Origin of the sequence: Mucilaginibacter sp. CSA2-8R, assembly GCF_038806765.1 — a bacterium.
In the GTDB taxonomy this organism is placed as follows: Bacteria; Bacteroidota; Bacteroidia; order Sphingobacteriales; family Sphingobacteriaceae; genus Mucilaginibacter.
In genome coordinates, this window is sequence record NZ_CP152389.1 from 5,274,554 (window position 1) to 5,295,000 (window position 20,447).

Annotated in this window: 17 protein-coding genes; 4 read left to right on the forward strand and 13 right to left on the reverse strand. The window is 44.4% G+C overall.

All coding sequences use genetic code 11. The annotated features are described in order from the left end of the window. Positions 1-24: 24 nt before the first annotated feature. A complete protein-coding gene (locus tag AAGR14_RS22380) occupies positions 25-1,038 on the reverse strand; it encodes a homoserine kinase (RefSeq protein ID WP_342646471.1) in 1,014 nt (337 codons plus the stop codon). Positions 1,039-1,084: 46 nt separating this feature from the next. Beyond that, on the reverse strand, positions 1,085-3,535 hold the full coding sequence (gene thrA, locus AAGR14_RS22385; RefSeq protein ID WP_342646472.1) for a bifunctional aspartate kinase/homoserine dehydrogenase I: 2,451 nt from the start codon (positions 3,533-3,535) through the stop codon (positions 1,085-1,087). 261 nt (positions 3,536-3,796) lie between these two features. On the opposite strand from thrA, the gene rsgA reads away from it, so the two are divergent. Both rsgA and dtd read left to right on the forward strand, forming a co-directional pair. Then, entirely contained in the window at positions 3,797-4,717 is a 921-nt protein-coding gene (gene rsgA, locus AAGR14_RS22390) for a ribosome small subunit-dependent GTPase A (RefSeq protein ID WP_342646473.1), read from the forward strand. Positions 4,718-4,749: 32 nt separating this feature from the next. Beyond that, positions 4,750-5,202: a D-aminoacyl-tRNA deacylase gene (gene dtd, locus AAGR14_RS22395; RefSeq protein WP_342646474.1), complete on the forward strand. Its 453-nt coding sequence runs from the start codon at positions 4,750-4,752 to the stop codon at positions 5,200-5,202. A 91-nt stretch (positions 5,203-5,293) separates the two neighbouring features. Here the strand turns inward: dtd and AAGR14_RS22400 are convergent, their stop codons facing one another. The 6 genes from AAGR14_RS22400 to AAGR14_RS22425 form a co-directional block, all read right to left on the reverse strand. Further along, complete coding sequence (locus tag AAGR14_RS22400) at positions 5,294-6,916, reverse strand: NADP-dependent glyceraldehyde-3-phosphate dehydrogenase (RefSeq protein ID WP_342646475.1); 1,623 nt, start codon at positions 6,914-6,916, stop codon at positions 5,294-5,296. 107 nt (positions 6,917-7,023) lie between these two features. Then, positions 7,024-8,349, reverse strand: coding sequence for an MFS transporter (locus tag AAGR14_RS22405; RefSeq protein WP_342646476.1), 1,326 nt, complete (start codon positions 8,347-8,349; stop codon positions 7,024-7,026). Positions 8,350-8,367: 18 nt separating this feature from the next. After that, on the reverse strand, positions 8,368-9,027 hold the full coding sequence (locus tag AAGR14_RS22410) for a bifunctional 4-hydroxy-2-oxoglutarate aldolase/2-dehydro-3-deoxy-phosphogluconate aldolase (protein ID WP_342646477.1): 660 nt from the start codon (positions 9,025-9,027) through the stop codon (positions 8,368-8,370). Beyond that, a complete protein-coding gene (locus AAGR14_RS22415) occupies positions 9,028-10,068 on the reverse strand; it encodes a sugar kinase (RefSeq protein ID WP_342646478.1) in 1,041 nt (346 codons plus the stop codon). Between the two features lie 13 nt (positions 10,069-10,081). Beyond that, positions 10,082-11,479 carry a glucuronate isomerase gene (gene uxaC, locus AAGR14_RS22420; RefSeq protein WP_342646479.1) on the reverse strand — a complete coding sequence of 466 codons (1,398 nt, stop codon included), beginning with the start codon at positions 11,477-11,479 and terminating at the stop codon, positions 10,082-10,084. 295 nt (positions 11,480-11,774) lie between these two features. Then, on the reverse strand, positions 11,775-12,266 hold the full coding sequence (locus AAGR14_RS22425; protein ID WP_342646480.1) for a DUF4112 domain-containing protein: 492 nt from the start codon (positions 12,264-12,266) through the stop codon (positions 11,775-11,777). Positions 12,267-12,437: 171 nt separating this feature from the next. On the opposite strand from AAGR14_RS22425, the gene AAGR14_RS22430 reads away from it, so the two are divergent. Next, entirely contained in the window at positions 12,438-14,813 is a 2,376-nt protein-coding gene (locus AAGR14_RS22430) for a mechanosensitive ion channel domain-containing protein (RefSeq protein ID WP_342646481.1), read from the forward strand. Positions 14,814-14,825: 12 nt separating this feature from the next. On the opposite strand, the gene rmuC is transcribed toward AAGR14_RS22430, so the two are convergent. From rmuC to AAGR14_RS22455, 5 genes are all read right to left on the reverse strand, one after another. Next, entirely contained in the window at positions 14,826-16,223 is a 1,398-nt protein-coding gene (gene rmuC / locus AAGR14_RS22435; protein WP_342646482.1) for a DNA recombination protein RmuC, read from the reverse strand. A 58-nt stretch (positions 16,224-16,281) separates the two neighbouring features. Continuing rightward, positions 16,282-16,527, reverse strand: coding sequence for a hypothetical protein (locus AAGR14_RS22440; protein ID WP_342646483.1), 246 nt, complete (start codon positions 16,525-16,527; stop codon positions 16,282-16,284). 63 nt (positions 16,528-16,590) lie between these two features. After that, positions 16,591-16,989, reverse strand: coding sequence for a gliding motility lipoprotein GldH (locus AAGR14_RS22445; RefSeq protein ID WP_342646484.1), 399 nt, complete (start codon positions 16,987-16,989; stop codon positions 16,591-16,593). Between the two features lie 143 nt (positions 16,990-17,132). Next, positions 17,133-18,641, reverse strand: a complete 1,509-nt coding sequence (gene ricT, locus AAGR14_RS22450) for a regulatory iron-sulfur-containing complex subunit RicT (RefSeq protein ID WP_342646485.1) — start codon at positions 18,639-18,641, stop codon at positions 17,133-17,135. Positions 18,642-18,647: 6 nt separating this feature from the next. After that, entirely contained in the window at positions 18,648-19,787 is a 1,140-nt protein-coding gene (locus AAGR14_RS22455) for a hypothetical protein (RefSeq protein WP_342646486.1), read from the reverse strand. Positions 19,788-19,938: 151 nt separating this feature from the next. Between AAGR14_RS22455 and ruvX the strand changes: the two genes are divergently transcribed. Beyond that, positions 19,939-20,364, forward strand: a complete 426-nt coding sequence (gene ruvX, locus AAGR14_RS22460) for a Holliday junction resolvase RuvX (protein ID WP_342646487.1) — start codon at positions 19,939-19,941, stop codon at positions 20,362-20,364. The last annotated feature ends 83 nt before the right edge of the window (positions 20,365-20,447 follow it).

Here is a 20,447-nt window from a genome sequence, read left to right on the forward strand (position 1 = left end):
TCAGGTTAAATTTTTGGAATTAGCTTAAAGCACACGCGGCCCGGCATCGTTAATGGTTGATACATAAGCCTGCGAATCAATTTTGATTCCGGCCAGGTGCTGTTGCAGCTTTTGGGTAATCAGGCGGGCAGTAGCCTCGTCGCGGGTAAAGGCGAATACTGATGGTCCTGAGCCCGAAATACCAAAACTCACGGCACCGGCCTCCATAGCCAGCTGGCGCATGGTGTAAAAATCAGGAATGAGGATAGACCGCACCGGCTCCACCAGTACATCCTGCATGCTGCGGCCTATCAGGTCAATATCCTGCGTGTACAAACCGCTTACCAAACCAGCAATATTACCCCATTGGGTAACAGCATCTTTCATGGCTATCTTATTGCGGATAATTTGTCTGGCTTCGCGGGTAGGCACATCCACATCCGGAAAAACCACCGCACAATGTAATCCTGATGGGTGCGGCAAACGGATCACATCTAATGGCTCATAGCTGCGTATGAGTACAAACCCACCCAATAAGGCTGGTGCTACGTTATCGGCATGGCCATGCCCGCATGCCATTTCTTCGCCTTTTATGGCAAATGGTAACAGTTTGGCCATATCGCGCTCATCGCCTAACAGAGTTTTGGCAGCAAACAAACCAGCCACGGTACTGGCCGAACTTGAGCCTAAACCACTGCCGATAGGCATTTTTTTGTGCAGTTCAATATCCATCCCTAAATCGGTTCGGCCAATGCTTTGCAAATAATGCAGTACGCTTACACTTACGGTATTCTTAGCCGGGTCGAGCGGCAGCCGCCCATTATCGCCGGTTATTTTGCTGATGGTAATACCGGGCTGAGCAGTAACCCGCATTACCACCTCATCGCCGGGTTCGTTTACGGCAAAGCCCAATATATCAAAACCGCAAACCACGTTAGCAACGGTAGCCGGTGCAAAAACTTTTACTTCGGTGCCGGGTACCAGATGGTTTAGTACCAAATTATCACTAGCAGCATCAACGCTGGCAGGTATCGCCTCTTTTTGTATTTCCTGTTCCATTACAGTAGTATCTTCAATATAGATTGATCATGTTTTTATAACAAGCCTAATTAGCGCCTACGTTAATCAGGTCGGCAAATACACCGGCTGCGGTTACCTCGGCACCTGCTCCGGGGCCTTTAACCACCATAGGGCGCTCTCTATAACGGTCGGTAGTAAAGGCAATAATGTTATCACTGCCTGACATGCTGAAGAAAGGATGGCTTTCGTCCACCATTTGCAGGGTGATGGAAGCCTTACCATCATCCAGCTTGCCTATGTAGCGCAACACCTTTCCGCTGCTTTCGGCCTGTTGTTTGATGTTATTAAAATACTCGTCGTTAGCTTTGAGGGCCGCATAAAAATCAGGTACGTTTTGGGCATCCAGGCAAGCCTGCGGCAGCATGTTTTCAATCTGCACATCCTCGGCTTCCATGTGGTAACCGGCATCACGCGCCAAGATAAGTATTTTACGCATAAAGTCTTTACCGCTCAAATCATCGCGCGGGTCTGGCTCGGTGTAGCCTTTCTCCTGGGCCGACAGTACTACGTCGTGGAAGCTGGCATCACCTTTAAAATTGTTAAAGATGTAAGAGATGGTGCCCGACAAAATAGCTTCAATTTTTTGTACACGATCGCCGCTCACCATCAAATCTTTCAGTGTGCGGATGATAGGTAAACCTGCGCCCACGTTGGTTTCGTAAAAAAAGTCGACCCCGTGCTTACGGGCTGCATCTTTAAAACCTTTATACTGGCTGTACTCGCCCGAATTTCCAATTTTATTACAGGTAACGATAGATATAGTCGACTCAAAAATACCTTTGTAATAAGCAATGGGCTTAGGGCTGGCAGTATTATCTACAAAAACGCAGTTAGGCAGGTTCATGCGCTTCATGCGGTCGACAAACTCGTCCAAGTCAGCAGTTTCGCCGTCGGTATCCAAGTCTTGTTGCCAGGTGTTTAAGTCCAAACCTTCGGCGTTGAAAGTCATTTTACGGGTGTTGCTGATACCCGCAATTTTAACCTGTATACTGTTATTTTTTTCTAAAAACTCGGTGTGCTGCATTAGCTGCTTAAACATGGTTTTACCAATGTTACCGGTACCCAGACAGAACACATTGAGCGTTTTGTTAAACTGCACAAAAAAGGCATCGTGTACAGCGTTGACCGCTTTGGCTAAATCGTGTGCCGAGATAATTACAGAAATGTTGTACTCTGACGACCCCTGCGCAATAGCCCTGACGTTAATACCATTACGGCCCAATGCATGAAACAAGCGGCCCGACATACCAGGCGTTTGCTTCATATTTTCGCCCACAATGGCCAATACGGCCAGGCTCGACTCAATAACCGGGTTTTCCAGCTTGCGGGCACCCAGCTCCAATTCAAACTCCTGCTCTATTAGTCGGCAGGCCTTTTCGGCATCGGCAGGTTGTACAGCAAAGGTGATGCTATGCTCTGATGATGATTGGGTAATCAGCATCACGTTGATTTGCTCACGCGCCAGCAAGGAGAACAAGCGCCCGCTAAAGCCAGCTTTACCCACCATACCACTGCCTTGCAGGTTAATGATGCTGATGTTTTCGATAGAGGATATACCCTTGATAGGCAGGTTAGAGCCATTACAATCATGACGGATTACGGTCCCTGCAAACGCGGTATCAAACGTATTTTTGATGACGATTGGAATCCGTTTCAGGAAAGCCGGAGTCATGGTTGGCGGATAAATTACCTTGGCACCAAAATAAGACAGCTCCATAGCTTCGGTATAAGACAGCTCGGGTAAAGAGAAAGCCTTTTTCACGATGCGTGGGTCGGCCGTCATCATACCGTTTACATCCGTCCATATCTGTATTTCTGATGCGTTTAGCGCTGCACCAAAAATAGCCGCAGTGTAGTCGCTTCCGCCGCGGCCCAGGGTGGTTACCTGGCCGGCATCATTGCTGGCAATAAAACCGGTTACAAATAATACTTTGCCGGCATTTTCGCTGGCTAAACCCTGTATTAACAGTTCGGTTAGCTGCGTGTTTACCCGGGCCTGACCAAAGGCACTGTCAGTTTTAATTACTTCGGTAGCATCAACATATACGGCATCTGTAAAGTATTGTAAAGCCATCCGGCTAATTAACAATGTAGAGCAACGTTCACCGTAACTTAAAATCAGGTCGCGTGTTTTGGGTGTAAGCTCGCGCAACACCATAACTCCCTGCAGCAAATCTTCGAGCTGATTAAAGTATATTTTTAAGCGGGTATACACCGGGTTTTGATGCGGTATATCCAGCAATTGCTTAACTACTTCAAAATGCCTTATTTCGAGCGCGGCCAGGTATTTGGCAAAGTCATCACCGGCGGCAGCCCTGTCGGCCATCTCTACCAGTAAATTGGTTACGCCGCTCATGGCCGATAACACCACAACCAAACCTTTGCTGCTTCGGTGTTCCTGCCTAACAATGTTCATTACAGCTTCAATACTTTGCGCTGTACCTACTGATGTGCCTCCAAACTTTAAAACTTTCATAAATGCATATTAAAACAAAAGCGCCTTCCTGTGTGGAGGAAGGCGCTTTGCTGGTTTTTTATGTTTTGATTACACCATACAATTACCTTCCTCCGGGCGCTGTGCCGATGGTAATAATGGTAATAATAATAGTGCTGTTAAAAATCATGCTTTGTTATATAGTTGATCTACAGCCGTAAATTAAGGGCTTAATTTTTATAAAAACAAATGTTAACGGTTTTATTTTAGTTAGGGAAACAATCTTTTTAATTTTGCACACTTATGCAAGGCATCGTAACTAAATCAACCGGCAGCTGGTACCAGGTGCAAACACTTGATGGGCAAAGGTACGATTGTCGCATTAAAGGCAAATTCCGTATCAAAGGCCTTACCACTACCAACCCTGTTGCTGTGGGCGATAAGGTTGATTTTGATTTGGAGCCTGAGCAACAGCAAGGTGTAATTAATAAGCTTTACGAGCGTAAAAACTACATCATCCGTAAATCTATCAACCTGTCTAAACAGGCGCAGATTATTGCGGCTAATCTGGACCAGGCTTTTCTGGTGGTTACGCTGGCATCACCCCGTACCTCGTTAGGTTTTATAGACCGCTTTTTAGTAACGGCCGAAGCTTATGATATACCCGCCAGCCTGATTTTTAACAAGCTGGATATGTTTAGCGATGAAGGCCTGGAAATTTTAGCGGAGTATAAGAGTATTTACCAAAATTTGGGCTACCCCTGCCACGAAGTATCTGCTTTAAAAGGCACGAACATTCCACATTTGATTACACTGCTAAAAGATAAGATTACGCTCTTCTCGGGCCACTCGGGCGTTGGTAAATCCAGCTTGATGAACGCCATACTGCCCGATTTGGATATACGTACGATGGAAGTATCTGAATGGAGCGATAAAGGGATGCACACCACTACCTTTGCCGAAATGTATGACCTGCCAGGCGGTGGTTCAATTATTGATACGCCAGGTATCCGTGAGCTGGGCGTTATTGATATCGAAAAGCAGGAGCTTAGCCATTTTTTTCCGGAAATGCGCGACCGGATGCACAGTTGCCGCTTTCATAACTGCCGGCACATTAACGAGCCGGGATGCGCAGTATTGGATGCATTAGAAAACGGCGAAATTGAACCATCACGGTACGAAAGCTACCTAAGCATATATAACGGAAATGACACCCGGTCGTAGTCATTACCTCACTTAAATTCAATAATTAAATTATGCGGGCAGTATTACAGCGTGTAACCAGCGCATCATGCACAGTTGACGGACAGATAACCGGGCAAATTGACACCGGTTTTTTGGTATTATTAGGAGTTGAGGATACCGACACTGCCGAAGATGCACAATGGCTGTCTCAGAAAATTGTGGGCATGCGGGTATTTAGTGATGAAAACGGTCTGATGAATAAAGGACTGGCCGACGTTGACGGCAATATACTGCTGATATCGCAGTTTACGCTGTTTGCTCAAACCAAAAAGGGTAACCGCCCATCGTTTATCCGAGCCGCAAGACCAGATAAAGCCATACCACTTTACGAAAAGATGATTGAATTGCTGAATACACTCACCGGTAAAACTACAGCCACCGGGATTTTTGGTGCAGATATGAAAATAAGCCTGGTAAATGATGGGCCGGTCACTATTACCATGGATACCAAAAACCGCGAGTAATTTATTGGCTTAATCGTATTCGCTTTATATAAAACAACAAATGCAAGCTTTAACAGGCTTGCATTTGTTGTTTTATTGCTTTACTGAGCGTTTAGAAAATGTAATTCGTGCTCAGGAAATTGCTATCGTGATTGTTTACAATCTCGTTTAATAACTGCTTGTTGGCATCATTCATTTTAGTGGCTACCAGTGAACGGATAGAGAACGAGCGCAGGGCATCATGCACCGAAAGCGTACCTTCGGCACTATCTTTACGGCCGGTAAACGGAAACACATCCGGACCACGCTGGCACTGTGCGTTAATGTTAACGCGGCTTACCAGGTTTACAAACGGGTCAATCAGGTTAGCTGTTTCCTGTGCATCCGTACTAAATATACTAACCTGCATACCATGCGGCGAGTCAATCTGGTATTGTATCGGTTCCTCAATATTTTGAAAAGGAATAACCGGGATAACCGGACCGAACTGTTCCTCGCGGTACAACTTCATTTTTTCGTTAACCGGATAAACTACGGCAGGGAATACAAATGAAGCTAAATTTTCTCCGCCATTTTCGTTCACTACGTGTGCTCCATTGGCTGAGGCATCATCAATGCATTCTTTTAAGTAGGCTGGTTTTCCGGGCTCAGCTACCGGGGTAAGGCTTACACCTTTTGTCCACGGTAAGCCAAACTTCATTTTTGCTATGCCTTCACTCAATAACTTCAAAAACTCATCGGCTACATCTTTATGTACATGGATGATTTTGATAGCTGTACAGCGCTGTCCGTTAAAAGACAATGAACCTAAAATACACTCACTAACGGCAACATTAAGATCGGCACTCTTGGTTACAATGGCGGCATTTTTCGCATCTAAACTTAATACTGCACGTAGGCGGTTAATTTTTGGATGACGTTTTTTCAAATCATTAGCTACTTTGCTTGAGCCGATGAATGCCAGTACGTTGATACGACCGGTAGCCATTAAGCCCGGCGTTACATTAGCCCCACGGCCGTAAACTGTATTAACCACACCTTTAGGAAACGATTCCTGGAAGGCACGTAATAATGGATAATGTACTAAAGTACCATGCTTTGGTGGTTTAAATAAAATGGTATTACCCATAATGATGGCCGGAATCAGGGTAGTAAAGGTTTCGTTCAGCGGGTAATTGAACGGGCCCATACATAACACCACGCCTATAGGCGAACGGCGGGTTTGCGCCACTACCCCTTCAGCAATTTCAAACCGGGATGACTGGCGGTCGGTATCTTTCAAGGCATCAATGGTTAAATTGATGTAGTCAACCGTACGGTCAAACTCCTTGGTAGAGTCGGCCAGCGACTTACCAATTTCCCACATAATCAGTTTAATCACCAAATCGCGCTGCTCCACCATTTTGTACACAAACTTTTGCATGCACTTAATACGGTTGGCTACGCTCATGGTAGGCCACTCGCCGCGGCCGTTATTATAAGCTGTTTCGGCTGCCTCTAAGGCATCCATGGCTTCTTTTTCGGTACCCAGCGGATAACTGCCAATCAGCTTACGCTGCAAACCATCAGGACCGGGTATACAAATAGGCGAATAAACCTCGCTTACTTCACCGTCCCAAGGTTTCATTTCGCCGTTAACCAAATACTCACGCTGATGCAGTTCCTCAATCCGGTACTCGGCCGGAATCTGGCTTTCATCAACAAATAAGCTGTTAAGCTCGTCTTTGAAACTCATGATAATTGTTTAATGTTAATATCTGTGTTCAGGTTGTTTGTATTGCAGTAAACATATGCCGTGCCAATTCAGAGATATATGTTCTTCAGGAAAAACGATGACATTAATTACAGCTCAATCGGCTTCATTTTAGGTACCAGCGCTTTCATAACTACCCATGCAATTACGTAGGCTATGGCACAAATTACAAACATAATAGAGTAGCCCGTACTGATGTTACCTGAGGCCTTGTAATGGTCAAACAGCATACCACCGCCTTTACTCAGTAAAAACGAACCGATCCCCCCGGCCATACCGCCAATACCGGTAATAGTAGCAATGGCTTTTTTCGGAAACATATCGCCAACGGTAGTAAAAATATTGGCTGACCATGCCTGGTGAGCAGATGCACCGATAGCAATTAAAGCTACAGCCCACCAATAACTGTACTCGCTTAAGTAAGGGGTTAATAATACCACCAGCGGAAAAAGTGCAATAATAAACATAGCTTTCATACGACCGGTGTACGCATCATAGCCTCTGTTAATAAAATAGGCCGGAAAGGCGCCGCCGCCGATAGAGCCGAACATGGTAATGGTATATAAAATAGCAATAGGCAAAGAAATAGAAGTACCGGTCATGTGGTATCTGGAATCAAAGTATGCCGGCAGCCAGAACAGGTAAAACCACCATACACCATCAGTCATGAACTTACCAAAGGCAAACGCCCAGGTTTGTTTGTACTTTAAGCACTCACTATAAGTAAATTTTCTGCCCTCGTCTTCTTTTTCAACTTTGATAGGTTCGTGTTGCTGTATCTCATCACTATGAATGTACTTGTACTCAGCTTCATTAACTTTTTGGTTTTTTGAAGGTATTTCGTACATCACCAACCAAAAAATAAGCCAGATAAAGCCCAGCGCACCTATACTGATAAAAGCCCACTGCCAGCCCCAGTTAACAGCAATCCATGGCACTACAATGGGTGCTAAAATAGCACCAACATTGGCCCCGGAGTTAAATACACCCGTTGCCAGCGCCCGGTCTTTTTTAGGAAAATACTCGGCCGTTGTTTTAATAGCCGCCGGAAAGTTACCCGATTCGCCCGCGGCCAGCACGGTACGCCCTAATGAGAAACCCAAAATACTGTTTGGCACTAAATGAGCAAAAGCATGTATGATAGCACCAACAGACCAAAGAATGATAGACCATGCATAACCAGTTTTTGTACCCAAATAATCAACTATGCGGCCGGCAAACAGCATTGAAAATGCATAAGCCAGCGAAAACACCCCTACAATAGTACCGTAATCACTGTCGGTCCAGTTAAATTCTTTAGATAGTAAAGGCTTTAACAAGCTCAGCACCTGGCGGTCGAGGTAATTAATAGTAGTGGCAAAAAACAGCAGGGCACAAATGGTCCAGCGGTAATTGCTCATTTTCAGGTTACTCATAATGGTTATAGATAGTTACTACCGGCTGGTTTTTACCAGCTCCAAGGCTTTTTGTGTATCGGTGAATAATTGGTCGTATTGCTTTTCTTCGAGTACTTTTTTGCTTATTAGTTTGCTGCCCATCCCTACGGCACATACGCCGGCTTTAAACCAGGTAGATATATTGCCTGCTTCTAACTCTACACCACCGGTAGGCATAAACAATTGGTCGCGGAACAGTTCTTTAATGGCAGTTAAAAAGCCGGGGCCTAATATATTGGCCGGGAAAAGCTTAATCAGCGCGGCATCATTGCACTGCGCAGTATAAATTTCGGTAGGTGTCATACACCCAGGTATCCAAAGCATATTGCGGTCGTGCGCCATTTTTGCTACCTCGGGGTTAACAATGGGCGACACCAAGAAATCGGCACCGGCATTGATAAAAGCGTCAGCATCATTAACTGATTTAATGGTACCTATACCCAAGTGCAGGTCGGGCATTTCGTTTTGCTGCAGCTCTTTTAATTTTTTAAAATTTTCGAGCGCTGCGGCGCCGCGGTTGGTGTATTCAAATACACGCACACCGGCTTTATATAAAGTACGGGTTACCTCCACGCTGGTAGCTGCATCTTCGTAAAAAAACAAAGGCAGCATGCCCTGGGCAATAATGCTATCTAATACTTCCTGTTTCGTTTTCATTTACTTAATTTCTTTTTCGATTTCCTCAACGGTTTTGTTAGTGGCATCGCTGTTTACAAAAAGCTTAGTGAAAGCAGCCGCAGTAGCGAAATTTACGGTTTGCTGAGGATCCAAACCGTTGTAAAAGCCATAAATAAGGCCTGCCATATAGCAATCGCCGCTACCTACTTTATCAATAATGGTTGCGGCGGCATACTCGCCCGATAGGTAAGGTTTGCCATCAGTATACAACACCGTATAGTACTGTACATCCGTATTGTTAGCATCAAACCTAAATGTATTAGCTACGGCTTTACACTTAGGGAATTGCTTAATGATAGCCTCTGAACTATTTTGAGCTTCTTTAACATACAGGCTTTTTTGGCCCGACTCGGTAACATCCGGACTTACCGACGTACCCAACATACGTTCGGCGGCCCAAACGTTGCCCATAATTAGGTCGCAATACTGCGCCAGTTCGGGCATTACCTCAACCGGCTCTTTACCATACTTCCATAATTTTGCACGGTAGTTTAAATCCACCGAAATAGTAATGCCTTTTTTAGATGCGGCCTCTAATACTTCCTTGCAAACGTCGGCCGCGTTTTGACTGATGGCCGGACATATGGCACTGAAGTGAAACCAGGTTACGCCATCCAGCACGGCATCCCAATCAACCTGTCCGGGCGTTAACTCGGCAAAGGCCGAATAAGCGCGGTCGTAAATCAGGGCATCATGTTTTAAGTCCTGCCCTTTGGTTAAAAAGTACAATCCAACACGGTTGCCGTGGTAAAAGATAGAAGACGTATCAATATCTTTATCTTCTAAAAAGCTCACAATTTGCGCCGACATGCCATTTTTAGGCAGAGCCGTAAAATAGCGCGAAGGCACATCCCATAAGGCTAATGCCGTAGCCACATTTAGCTCGGCACCACCTACAAAAACAGGCAAGCTGTTTTGCTGCAGCCAATCGCCCTGAGCATCTGGTGTGATGCGCAACAGCAATTCGCCAAAGTTTAAAACAGCTCCTGTTGTATAATCTTTACTGGTTAATTCGCTCATCTAAAATCGCTAATTAAAACGGGAAGTAATTTTTAGCGTTATAATAACAAATGTCCTGGATAATTTTTCCGGTCCATGCTATATCGTTAGGTAATTCGCCGTTCTCAATATCTTCGGCAAACAAGTTACATACAATGCGGCGGAAATACTCATGACGCGGGAACGATAAGAAGCTACGCGAATCAGTAAGCATACCTATAAAGCGGCTGATTAAACCTAAGTTTGATAACGCATTCATCTGCCTGATCATGCCATCTTTTTGATCCAGGAACCACCAGCCCGAGCCAAATTGTACTTTACCAGCAACGGTACCATCGTTAAAGTTACCAATCATGGCAGCCATCATCTCGTTATCGGCCGGGTTAAGATTGTAGATGATGGTTTTAGTCAGTTTATCTTCGGTATCTAACTTGTTCAGGAATTTTGACAGGTTAGCGGCCTGGCTAAAATCGCCGATAGAGTCGAAACCGGTATCAGGACCCAACTTGGTTAACAAACGGGTATTGTTGTTACGTAACGCCCCCAGGTGAAATTGCTGAACCCATCCTTTTTCGTGATCCCAGATCGCGAACTGGATGAGTAAAGCCGATTTGATTTTTAAAATCTCGCCCGGAAGCAAAGCCTGGCCCGAACGGATTTTATCAAATATCGCTTTAACTTCTTCGTCTGTATAATTTTCAGCGTAGATATGCTCTAAACCATGGTCAGATACCTTACAACCATGGGCAGCGAAGAAATCATGACGGGTTTTTAATGCCGCCAGGTAGCTGTCATAATCACTGATGCTCACATTGGCAACCTCTTCCAGCTTATTAATGTAAGCGTTAAGCGCCTGCGTATCATCGGCGTTCATGGCTTTGTCCGGACGGAAAGTAGGTAATATCTTAGCTACATCGCTGCCCGCCATTTGCTGATGAAACTCCAGATTATCCAGCGGGTCATCGGTAGTACAAATGGTTTCTACCTTCATTTTTTTGATTAAGCTTTGCACCGCAAATTCTGGTGTTTGCAGTTTGGCTGAGCAATCATCATATATTTTCGTAGCGGTATCAGGCGACAAAATTTCGTCGGTATCAAAATAACGCTGCAACTCTAAATGTGTCCAGTGGTACAATGGGTTGCGCAGGGTGTATGGAACCGTAGCTGCCCACTTTTCAAACTTCTCGGCATCACTTTTGGTCCCTGTAATATAGCTTTCGTCTACCCCATTGGTACGCAACGCACGCCATTTATAGTGGTCGCCGTATAACCAGGCATGAGTTAAATTTTTAAAATTGAGGTTTGCTGCAATTTCGTTGGGCGGGAGGTGACAGTGATAGTCTATGATTGGCAGCCCTTTAGCATACTCGTGGTACAAGCGCTGCGCGGTTTCGGTTTGCAGCAAAAAATTCTCATCTAAAAACTTTTTCATAACAAATGTGGTACAGGCAACTTATAGCGGTTGCTTTAACGTTAGTGGCTGATTTGAACAGCTGGGTTTATATTTTTTTAATAATATGCTTTGCCGGATGCCTTATTGGCAACCATAGGTAAAACACAAACTAAATAATAATTATTGAGTATCTGAAAGATTTTACCTTTAAACGTTAGCAATACGTTTAAAAAGTTACGCAATCGTTTGCTCTGGGTTGCAGGGCCATAATACGTGTAAAAAGTACACTGAAGCGTGTTTTTGGGAAGTGAGCTGCAGAGCAGCTATGGGTTAATCAGCCCTTAATCAAATGGTAAAGTAAACTTAACAATTTCACAGCCAGGAAGAGTACTAACCCCATAAATACCACCAGGAATATGAATATCATAATTAGTGTTCCGGTCCCGCGGCCCTGGTGTTTGCCTTCTTCGTAATGCTCTTTAAGCAGCTTAATGTTTCGGGTATTGGATTTATAGTAAAAATCAAAAAGCTGCCCAATGAGTGGGATTGAACCTATCAAGCCATCAATCATTAAATTAAGCATCATTAAAATAAGCACCTTACGGCTTACCCCATGTTTAGCCATAGTAAGCACCAAAGCAGCGCCCACCATAAAACCTGCTGCATCACCGGCCACCGGCAATAAATTGATGATTGGATCGAGGCCAAATTTAAATTTAGTGCCCGGTATCCTAAACTGCTCATCAAATAAATAAGCAATCCGCTCCACCCATTTAAGGCGGCCGGTAAGATTTACAGTCGGTTTATTATTTGAAAGATTAGCCACAATAAATCAACAACCTATTTTAAAGGTAATGGTTTGAATAGTACACGTAAGTTATGGCCTTGCTGGCCGGGCCGGCAACCATCAATCATGTAGTCCAAAAAACTCTTTCGGTAACCGCTTGTATACAAAACTGGCATTATTTGCCTTTTTTGTTAATAATACTTCTGTACTATGCGCTATTCACAGCAACAAGTTAAGCTTAAACATTACCGCAAATGCTCACTATGGTTATGGGTAATTACTTTATGCAGTTTAATTTACACCCTGCCTGCCCATGCGCAAGACAGCACGCAGGTAAAGACCGATTCGGCCCAAACCATTCCCGACACTTTACTTTTCAGGATACAAAAAGCACAGGCGGCTATTACCGAAATTAATGCTACCAATAAACGGGGCTTCGGTATTCCGGCCATCAGTGACGGACTTGCTGCCGTAAAAAAAGATATAGCCCCGGTGAAGCGCGACCTGGACGCCGCCGGGAAACTTACCGATACCAAAAGCTTGTTGAGCTATAATCTGATTTTAAAAGATGCGTTAACTAAATTAACCGACTGGCGTAATACGCTTACCAAATACAACAATGATTTACAGCGCCTGGCTAATGAAGTAATTAAATTAAGCAACGACTCTGTGTTGATGGTAAATGCTGCTGATACTACCGAAAAGCGGCTTTATAATTCACAACTGGTTAATATTAAGCAAAGGCTGCAAAATGCAGGCAAAGGTACCACAGCTAAATTGGATACCGTGAGCCATTTACTGGCCGACGTTTCGGCTGAGTATATTACAGTTACAGATTTACAAAATTCTATTAACGACCACTTAAGGCAGTCAGGCCAAAGTGCGCTGAGCCGCGAGTCGCCTTACATATGGTCGGCACCAAGCACGGGCAATGGTAATAGTAGCGTGAGTGAGCTGATCCAGTCATCCTTTGAAGGGCAGAACAAAATACTGAGTTACTTTATCAGCAGTACTTGGGATAACCGCTTGCTGCTGCTGCTGATAGGCGTAGCCTTTTATGTATGGGTATACCGAAATTTTAAAAATGCCCGCAGGGCCGAACTGCAGCAAAGCATAGGCCCGCTCGATTTTACTTACATTAAGCCTTATCCGGTTATAGCAACCCTTATTGTGATGCTTAACCTTACCCCACTTTTTGAGCCGGATGCACCCTCAATGTATATTGAAATTACTCAGTTTTTGTTACTGGTAGTAATTACCATACATTTTTGGAAAACACTGCCCAAATCTGATTTAAATTACTGGTTGATTATTGTAGCCCTTTACATCGTCATCATTTTAACCAACATGGTAGTGCATGATGCCCTTTGGATGCGCTTGTGGCTGATAGCACTTAATTTAGGGTCGTTGTATATTGGTTATTACTTTTACAAAAAGCTGCTGCGAGCTAATATTACCGAGCGGTTAATTAAACCCATATTATTTATTTTTTGGGGACTTAATTTATTGTCGGTCGCGCTTAACATTTTTGGGCGCATTAGCCTGGCCAAGGTATTTAGCACTACGGCAATTATAGGACTTACCCAAATTATTGCGCTCGCCATATTTGTACAGGTACTTACCGACGCTCTTGAATTACAAATAAAAGTAGGCGCTAATAGCACCGGGCTTTTTTCGCGCATTAACTTAAGTACTACACGCAAATCCTTTAAGCGCATCTTATCTGTTGTTGCAGTAATACTCTGGCTATTGGTATTTCTGATTAACTTAAGTATTGCCGGTGGCGTATTTGCGCTTTTGCATACCCTGTTAAATAAAACACGAACTTTTGGCAGTGTAAGCTTTACACTGGGCAATGTGCTGTTCTTTGGGGTAATTATTTATGTAGCCAACATGCTGCAAAAACACATTGGCGTACTGTTTGGCGAAAACAATAACCTTAAGTTTGATGATAAAATAGAGCACAAAGGCTCTAAACTGGTGCTGGTACGGCTTGTCATCTTCATCATTGGTTTGCTGCTGGCCGTAACCGCATCAGGTATTGGTATTGATAAACTGACTGTTGTAGTAGGAGCGCTTAGTGTGGGGATTGGTTTGGGTATGCAAAACATCGTCAACAACTTTGTATCGGGCATTATCCTCATTTTTGAAAAACCGTTTCGCATTGGCGATTATATTGAACTGGCCGATAAAAAAGGCAAGGTTCAGGATATTGGTATCCGGTCCAGCAAAATGCTTACGCCGCAGGGCTCTGAAGTGATTATCCCCAACGGCGACCTCCTATCGGGCCGGTTAGTTAACTGGACTTTAAGCAACGACTACCTTAAAACGGAGCTGGTGTTTAAGGTAAATATTGCAACCGACCTGCAAGCCATCTTTAAAATTATTGAAGAAGAAGTAAGTAAAAGCGACAGCGTAGTTAGAAACCTTCCGCCCGAAATACTGGTGAATACTATTTTACTTGACGCCGTTGAACTTAAAGTACTGGTTTGGATTACCGATATTTACAGCGAAGCTTCCTTTAAAAGCGAACTTTATAAAAAACTACTGCTTAAGTTTGCTGAGTTACAAGTGAAGGTAATGTAGGCCGAAAGCTTATTATTCTGTTTTGCTTTCAGACAAAAACTCGGCCTCGCTGATGTATTTGCTTTCAATTTGCTTATTGGCCTTGGCACCTAACTTCTTAATTTTTTCGGCGGTGATAGTAAGGTTGCCACGGCCATCGCTGAGTTTATTGATAGCTTTGTCATAAGCATCCTGGCTGAGTTTAAGGTTACGGCCAATGCCGTCCATATCGGTTAAAAAGCCTACAAACTTGTCGTACATCTCGCCGCTCAATCGCGCTATTTCCATCACGTTTCGGTTTTGGCGTTCTTGTTTCCACATGCTGGCAATGGTGCGCAGGGTGGCCAGCAGTGTAGACGGGCTTACAATTACTACGCGCTTGTCCCAGGCATCATTAAACAAATCGGCATCTAATTGCACGGCAAAACTAAATGATGATTCGATTGGGACGAACAACATTACAAAATCGGGCGAGTTGATTTTTTGTAAATCATGGTAGTTTTTAGCGGACAGCCCCTGCACATGGCTGCGCAACGACTCAACGTGTGCCCGTGCATGCAGTTTACGCTCATCTTCGGTTTCGCAGTTCACCAGACGCTCGTAGGCAATCAGTGATACTTTAGAGTCGATGATTAAGTGTTTATCATCCGGTAAATCAATCACCACATCGGGCTGAAAGCGGGTGCCATCCTGCGCCTGGTGACTGGCCTGTAAACGGTACTCGCGATCTTTCACCAAACCCGAGCGTTCCAGTACTTTTTCTAAAATAAACTCGCCCCAGTTACCCTGCTTTTTGGTGTCGCCTTTTAGGGCTTTGGTCAGGTTTTGTGCTTCGCTGCTGATTTGCTTATTCAGCTCCATCAATTGCGTAATAACACCTTTTAAAGTGTTACGGTCGGCGGCCTCCATGTTGTATACCTTGTCTACCTTATCTTCAAAAGCCTTGATGTTCTCTTTCAGCGGACTCAGAATATAGTCGAGGTTATTTTTGTTGACATCCAGAAACTCGCGCGATTTTTCTTTGAGCAGCTTCTCGGCCACGTTCTCAAATTCGCGCTGAAAATGCTGGCGGGTTTGCTCAATTTCTACCTTTTGCTCCTGTAATTTTTCTTGCTGAGCCTTATAGTAAGCGCGGGTACTTTCGAGGGCTTGGCTTACCTGGGCCAACTCCTGACGTTCGAACATCAGCTGGTCGGCCAGTTTTATATTTTCTTCTTTCAGTAGCAGGGTAATACTTTCTTTTTCGGCATGGGCGCTTTTAACTCTCTCTTCGGCAACCCGCAGGTTTATAGTCAGTTGCTCGTTGTCTGTTTTAAGCTGGTTAAATTCGCCTGCCGAAATACCGTCAGAACTATTTTTATTCTTACTGACAAATAAAAAAACAGCAATCAATAATATCACTACGGCGATAGCCAAAACCCCTACACTCATCCGATAAAATTTTTAGCAAATGAAAGAAGGATTTTTGAATAATGCTAATTTTATTTGATTACGGCTTAGCCGACGTGTTGTCTGTTTGCGGTGTAGCAACGCCTTTGCCAATAGTACTGGTATCAGTGCCACCGGTTGAGTTTCCCATCGTGGTGCCCGATCCGGCCGCTTTTCCGGTATCTACCGGACCCGAACTGCCATGAAATCCTGAATCGGCTACATCACCACCAGTTTTGCTGGTCGAGCTTTTACAAGCTGCTAAAGAAGCGGCGCCCATCACAATTATAAAGAGTAGCTTTTTCATGATCTCTGTTTACATTTCAACAGGGCAAACATAAAACTGTTTGGTGGTATGTTCGGCTCGTAGCTATTCTGCTTTTTCTACCCGCAAGCCTACATCACTTACCGAGCGCAACGGGTTGTCGCGCATATTCTGTTCAATTTCAAAGTGATATTTGCCTGCAGCCGGGAAACGGTATTGCTGTTTAAAAGGAATTTGATAACTATACATACTGCCTGAGCCTTTACCTAACCACTCGCCGGTTGGGCTGGCCAGTTTTAACTCGTACCGGGTAGTGGTAGCTTTTTTAGTTGGCCCCTGGCTTTGATATACCAGTACAAACATGTTAGAGTAACGGTAAGCAGAAGTTACCCTAACGTTCAGATACAAATTATAAGATACCTGGGTATCTTTAATATCTACATCAAACTTTATTTTGTTACCGTAAATCCAATTATGGTTGGCAATAGACACACTCTCGTCCATTACCCGACTGGGGTCTGAACAACTTGTAAAGGCAAACAGCAAAGCAATAATAAAACAGGGAAATCTGTAACATAAAAACCACCTGTTGCCAGGTATAATGGCAACAGATGGTTGTAAAAATGCTTTATTGCAGGCTGCTAACTTCATGCTTGCGGAGCGTTAGGCTGCTGGTTATTGTTACTACGGTTACGGTTAGCCCTGTGCCTGCGATTGTTGCGCTTAGCGCCTTCGCCGCCTGCTTTTGCGTTTTCGGCTGTCCCATCTACCAGCTTTGCATCATTAGCCATGGCAGCAGTTACAGGCGTATTTTGGCGTGGCGCATTATTAGGTTTACCCTGGCTGTCCGGCCTTTGCTGATTATTTTGCTTAGGCTGATTTTTAGGCCTTGGCTGGTTGCTTTGAGGCTTTTTATCGGCAACAGGTTGCTGATTATTATTACTATTGTTATTGCCTTGCGGCTTTCTTTCAGCAGCTTGTGCTGGTTGCGGCTGCCCATTGCCCTGTGGTGCACCAGGCTTTTTATTTTTTTTCTTTTTGTTGTTATTGTTACGGTTCTGGCTGCGCTCGTCTAAACGGGTCAGGCTATCTTGTCCAACTACGTTTTCGTAGTCCAGTACTTTTACCGGTGCCTCTTTAGTCTCTATTACATCATCCAGCTCTTCCGGGGTGATGCCTTCCTTGTTTAAACGCTGTACTTCTTTAACGCGAGCAATGGTAAGCGGTATCCAGTTTTCGGCACCGGGTAAGCTAAACCACATCATGCGTTTAAAAATATCCGTTTTTTGCAGCCTGGCGTCGCCCTTTTCGGTACGTAAAACGTTCACGTTATCGGGTATATGCTTCAGCGCATCCATGTAGCCGTCCAACTCGTAATTTAAACAGCATTTGAGCTTACCGCACTGTCCGGCCAGTTTTAGTGTGTTTAATGATAAGTTCTGGTAACGTGCAGCCGAGGTAGAAACCGTTTTAAAATCGGTTAACCAGGTTGAGCAGCATAACTCGCGCCCGCAGGAACCTATACCTCCTAAACGACTGGCCTCCTGGCGCATACCAATCTGCCGCATCTCAATACGGATACGGAAAGCTTCGGCCATCTTTTTAATCAGTTCCCTAAAATCTACCCTGCCTTCGGCAGTGTAATAAAAGGTAGCTTTGGTTTTATCGCCCTGGTAGTCTACGTCACTTATCTTCATAGATAAATTAAGGTCGAGCGCCAGTTTACGGGCACGGTGCATGGTTTCCCATTCCAGCTCTTTGGCCATCTTCCATTTATCCACATCGGTGGGCGTAGCACGTCGGTATATCTTTTTGGTAACGTCCGCCTCTTTAACGTGGCGTTTTACCATCTGCATTCGTACCAGCTCGCCCGTTAACGATACGTGACCAATGTCGTACCCGCCGGTTGCGGTTTCAACAGCCACCAATTCGCCCGATTCGAGGTATATATTGTCGGCGTTAAGGTAAAAATCCTTACGCGATCCTTTAAATTTTATCTCAACTACCTGGAAAGGCTTATAGCTCGACGGCATATCCATATGCGCCAGCCAATCATATACATCAAGCTTGCTGCAGCCATTGGTCATGCATGACCCATTGCTTTTACAGCCTGCCGGTGTACATCCGCCCCCGGTAGAGCAACTTCCACATCCCATTTTCAGTTATATATATTGGTTCCCTTTCGGGATAATTTTAAAGTGTAATATTTTAATAATCTGCAAAGATACATCTAAAAACAAAATTTTAGGATTTGCATTTCGTTCAACTGCATAGTGTGCTTTTTCGAGCACTTCGCTAATGGCTTCGGCCATTTCCATATTCATCACTCCCGCCATTTTTTGCGCAGTTTCCTTTTCGGCCGCAGGCAAATGCACCAGGCTGCCGGCACCACCCAATAGCAAACAGCACTCCCTGATGTAGCTGATGCCGTAGCGTATAAAATTCTTTTGCGGTTCGCGTCCGGCTTTGGCAATACGCTCCACAAACTTCATTATATCCAATCCCTTATTACCATAGCACTTGCGCAGCCAGTCTACAAAATCGGCATGGAAGCTATTGGTTTCCTGTTGCAGCATGGCCAATGCTTCGGTTAAATTACCGTTACTTAGGTAAGCGGCTTCTTCTGCGGTTTGGGTAGGCACGCCACGTTCACTCACCAAATAATTACGCACAACATCGTATGTTAAGCCCGGTATTTTCACCAACTGTGTACGCGACAAAATGGTATTTAAAATCTGATCCTGATTTTGTGCAACCAGTAAGAAAACGGTATTAGGCTGCGGCTCTTCAATAATTTTAAGCAGTGTATTGCCTTCTTTATCCAGATATTCGGGCAGCCACAAAATCAAAATCTTATAAACCGACTCAAATGGCTTTAGGCTCAGCTTCTTGATAATCTGGTGGCACTCGGCAATATTGATATTGGCCTGTTTGTTTTCGGCTTCCAGGTAACCGCGCCATATATCAAGGCTGAGGTACGGATGCGTAAGCAGCGCCTCGCGCCATTGCTCAATAAAGCTCAAGGCCGTGTCGTTTTTATCAGAAGCAAAGAACGGGTACGAAAAATGCAGATCGGGGTGTACCAGTTTTTCATATTTACGACAGGAAGCACATACCCCGCATGAGTCGTCGGTTTTCCGGTCCTCGCACGATAAATACTGGGCATAAGCAACAGCCAGCGCTAATGACCCTGAACCCTCGGGCCCCAGAAATAATTGCGCATGACTTACCCTGTTCTCGTGAACTGTATTGAGTAAACGTTGCTTTACAGCTTGCTGCCCTACAATATCTTTAAACTGCATTGGTGCAAGATATAAATTTTTTATTAGTGCGTTGTCAATTGTAGTTTAGGAGGCAAGTAATGACAATAGTGTTAAATGCTAACCGAGCCAATAATGCCCGACAATTGGTAAGTTTGCATTTTATAACACTATAATAAAAAACACAATCACTATGGCCCGAGTAATGTCTTTTGATTATGGCACCAAGCGTATTGGCCTTGCTGTAACCGATCCGCTGCAAATGATTGCTACCGGGCTGGATAACATCCATCCGAAAGACATTATTGAGTACCTGAATAAGTATTTGCACTCCGAACAGGTAGAAACCTTTGTAGTAGGCGAACCTAAGCAAATGGACAATACGCCATCGCAATCGGCCATACACGTCAGAGGCTTTGTTAATTTGCTAAAAAAGACGTTCCCCGAAATACCTGTTGAAATGATGGACGAGCGCTTTACCTCAAAAATGGCGTCGGCTGCCATCTTAGCTGGCGGCGTAAAAAAGGCCGGCCGTCAAAATAAGGCACTGGTGGATACGGTTTCGGCGGTGATATTACTGCAATCGTGGATGGAGCAGCGATCGTTTGGGCGGTTTTGAGTTTGAGCCTTTTAACAAACCAACATTGAGCTTCATAACAAAGTGTAAGCTTCAATTTAACCTGACTTTTGTGTTGTACTTAA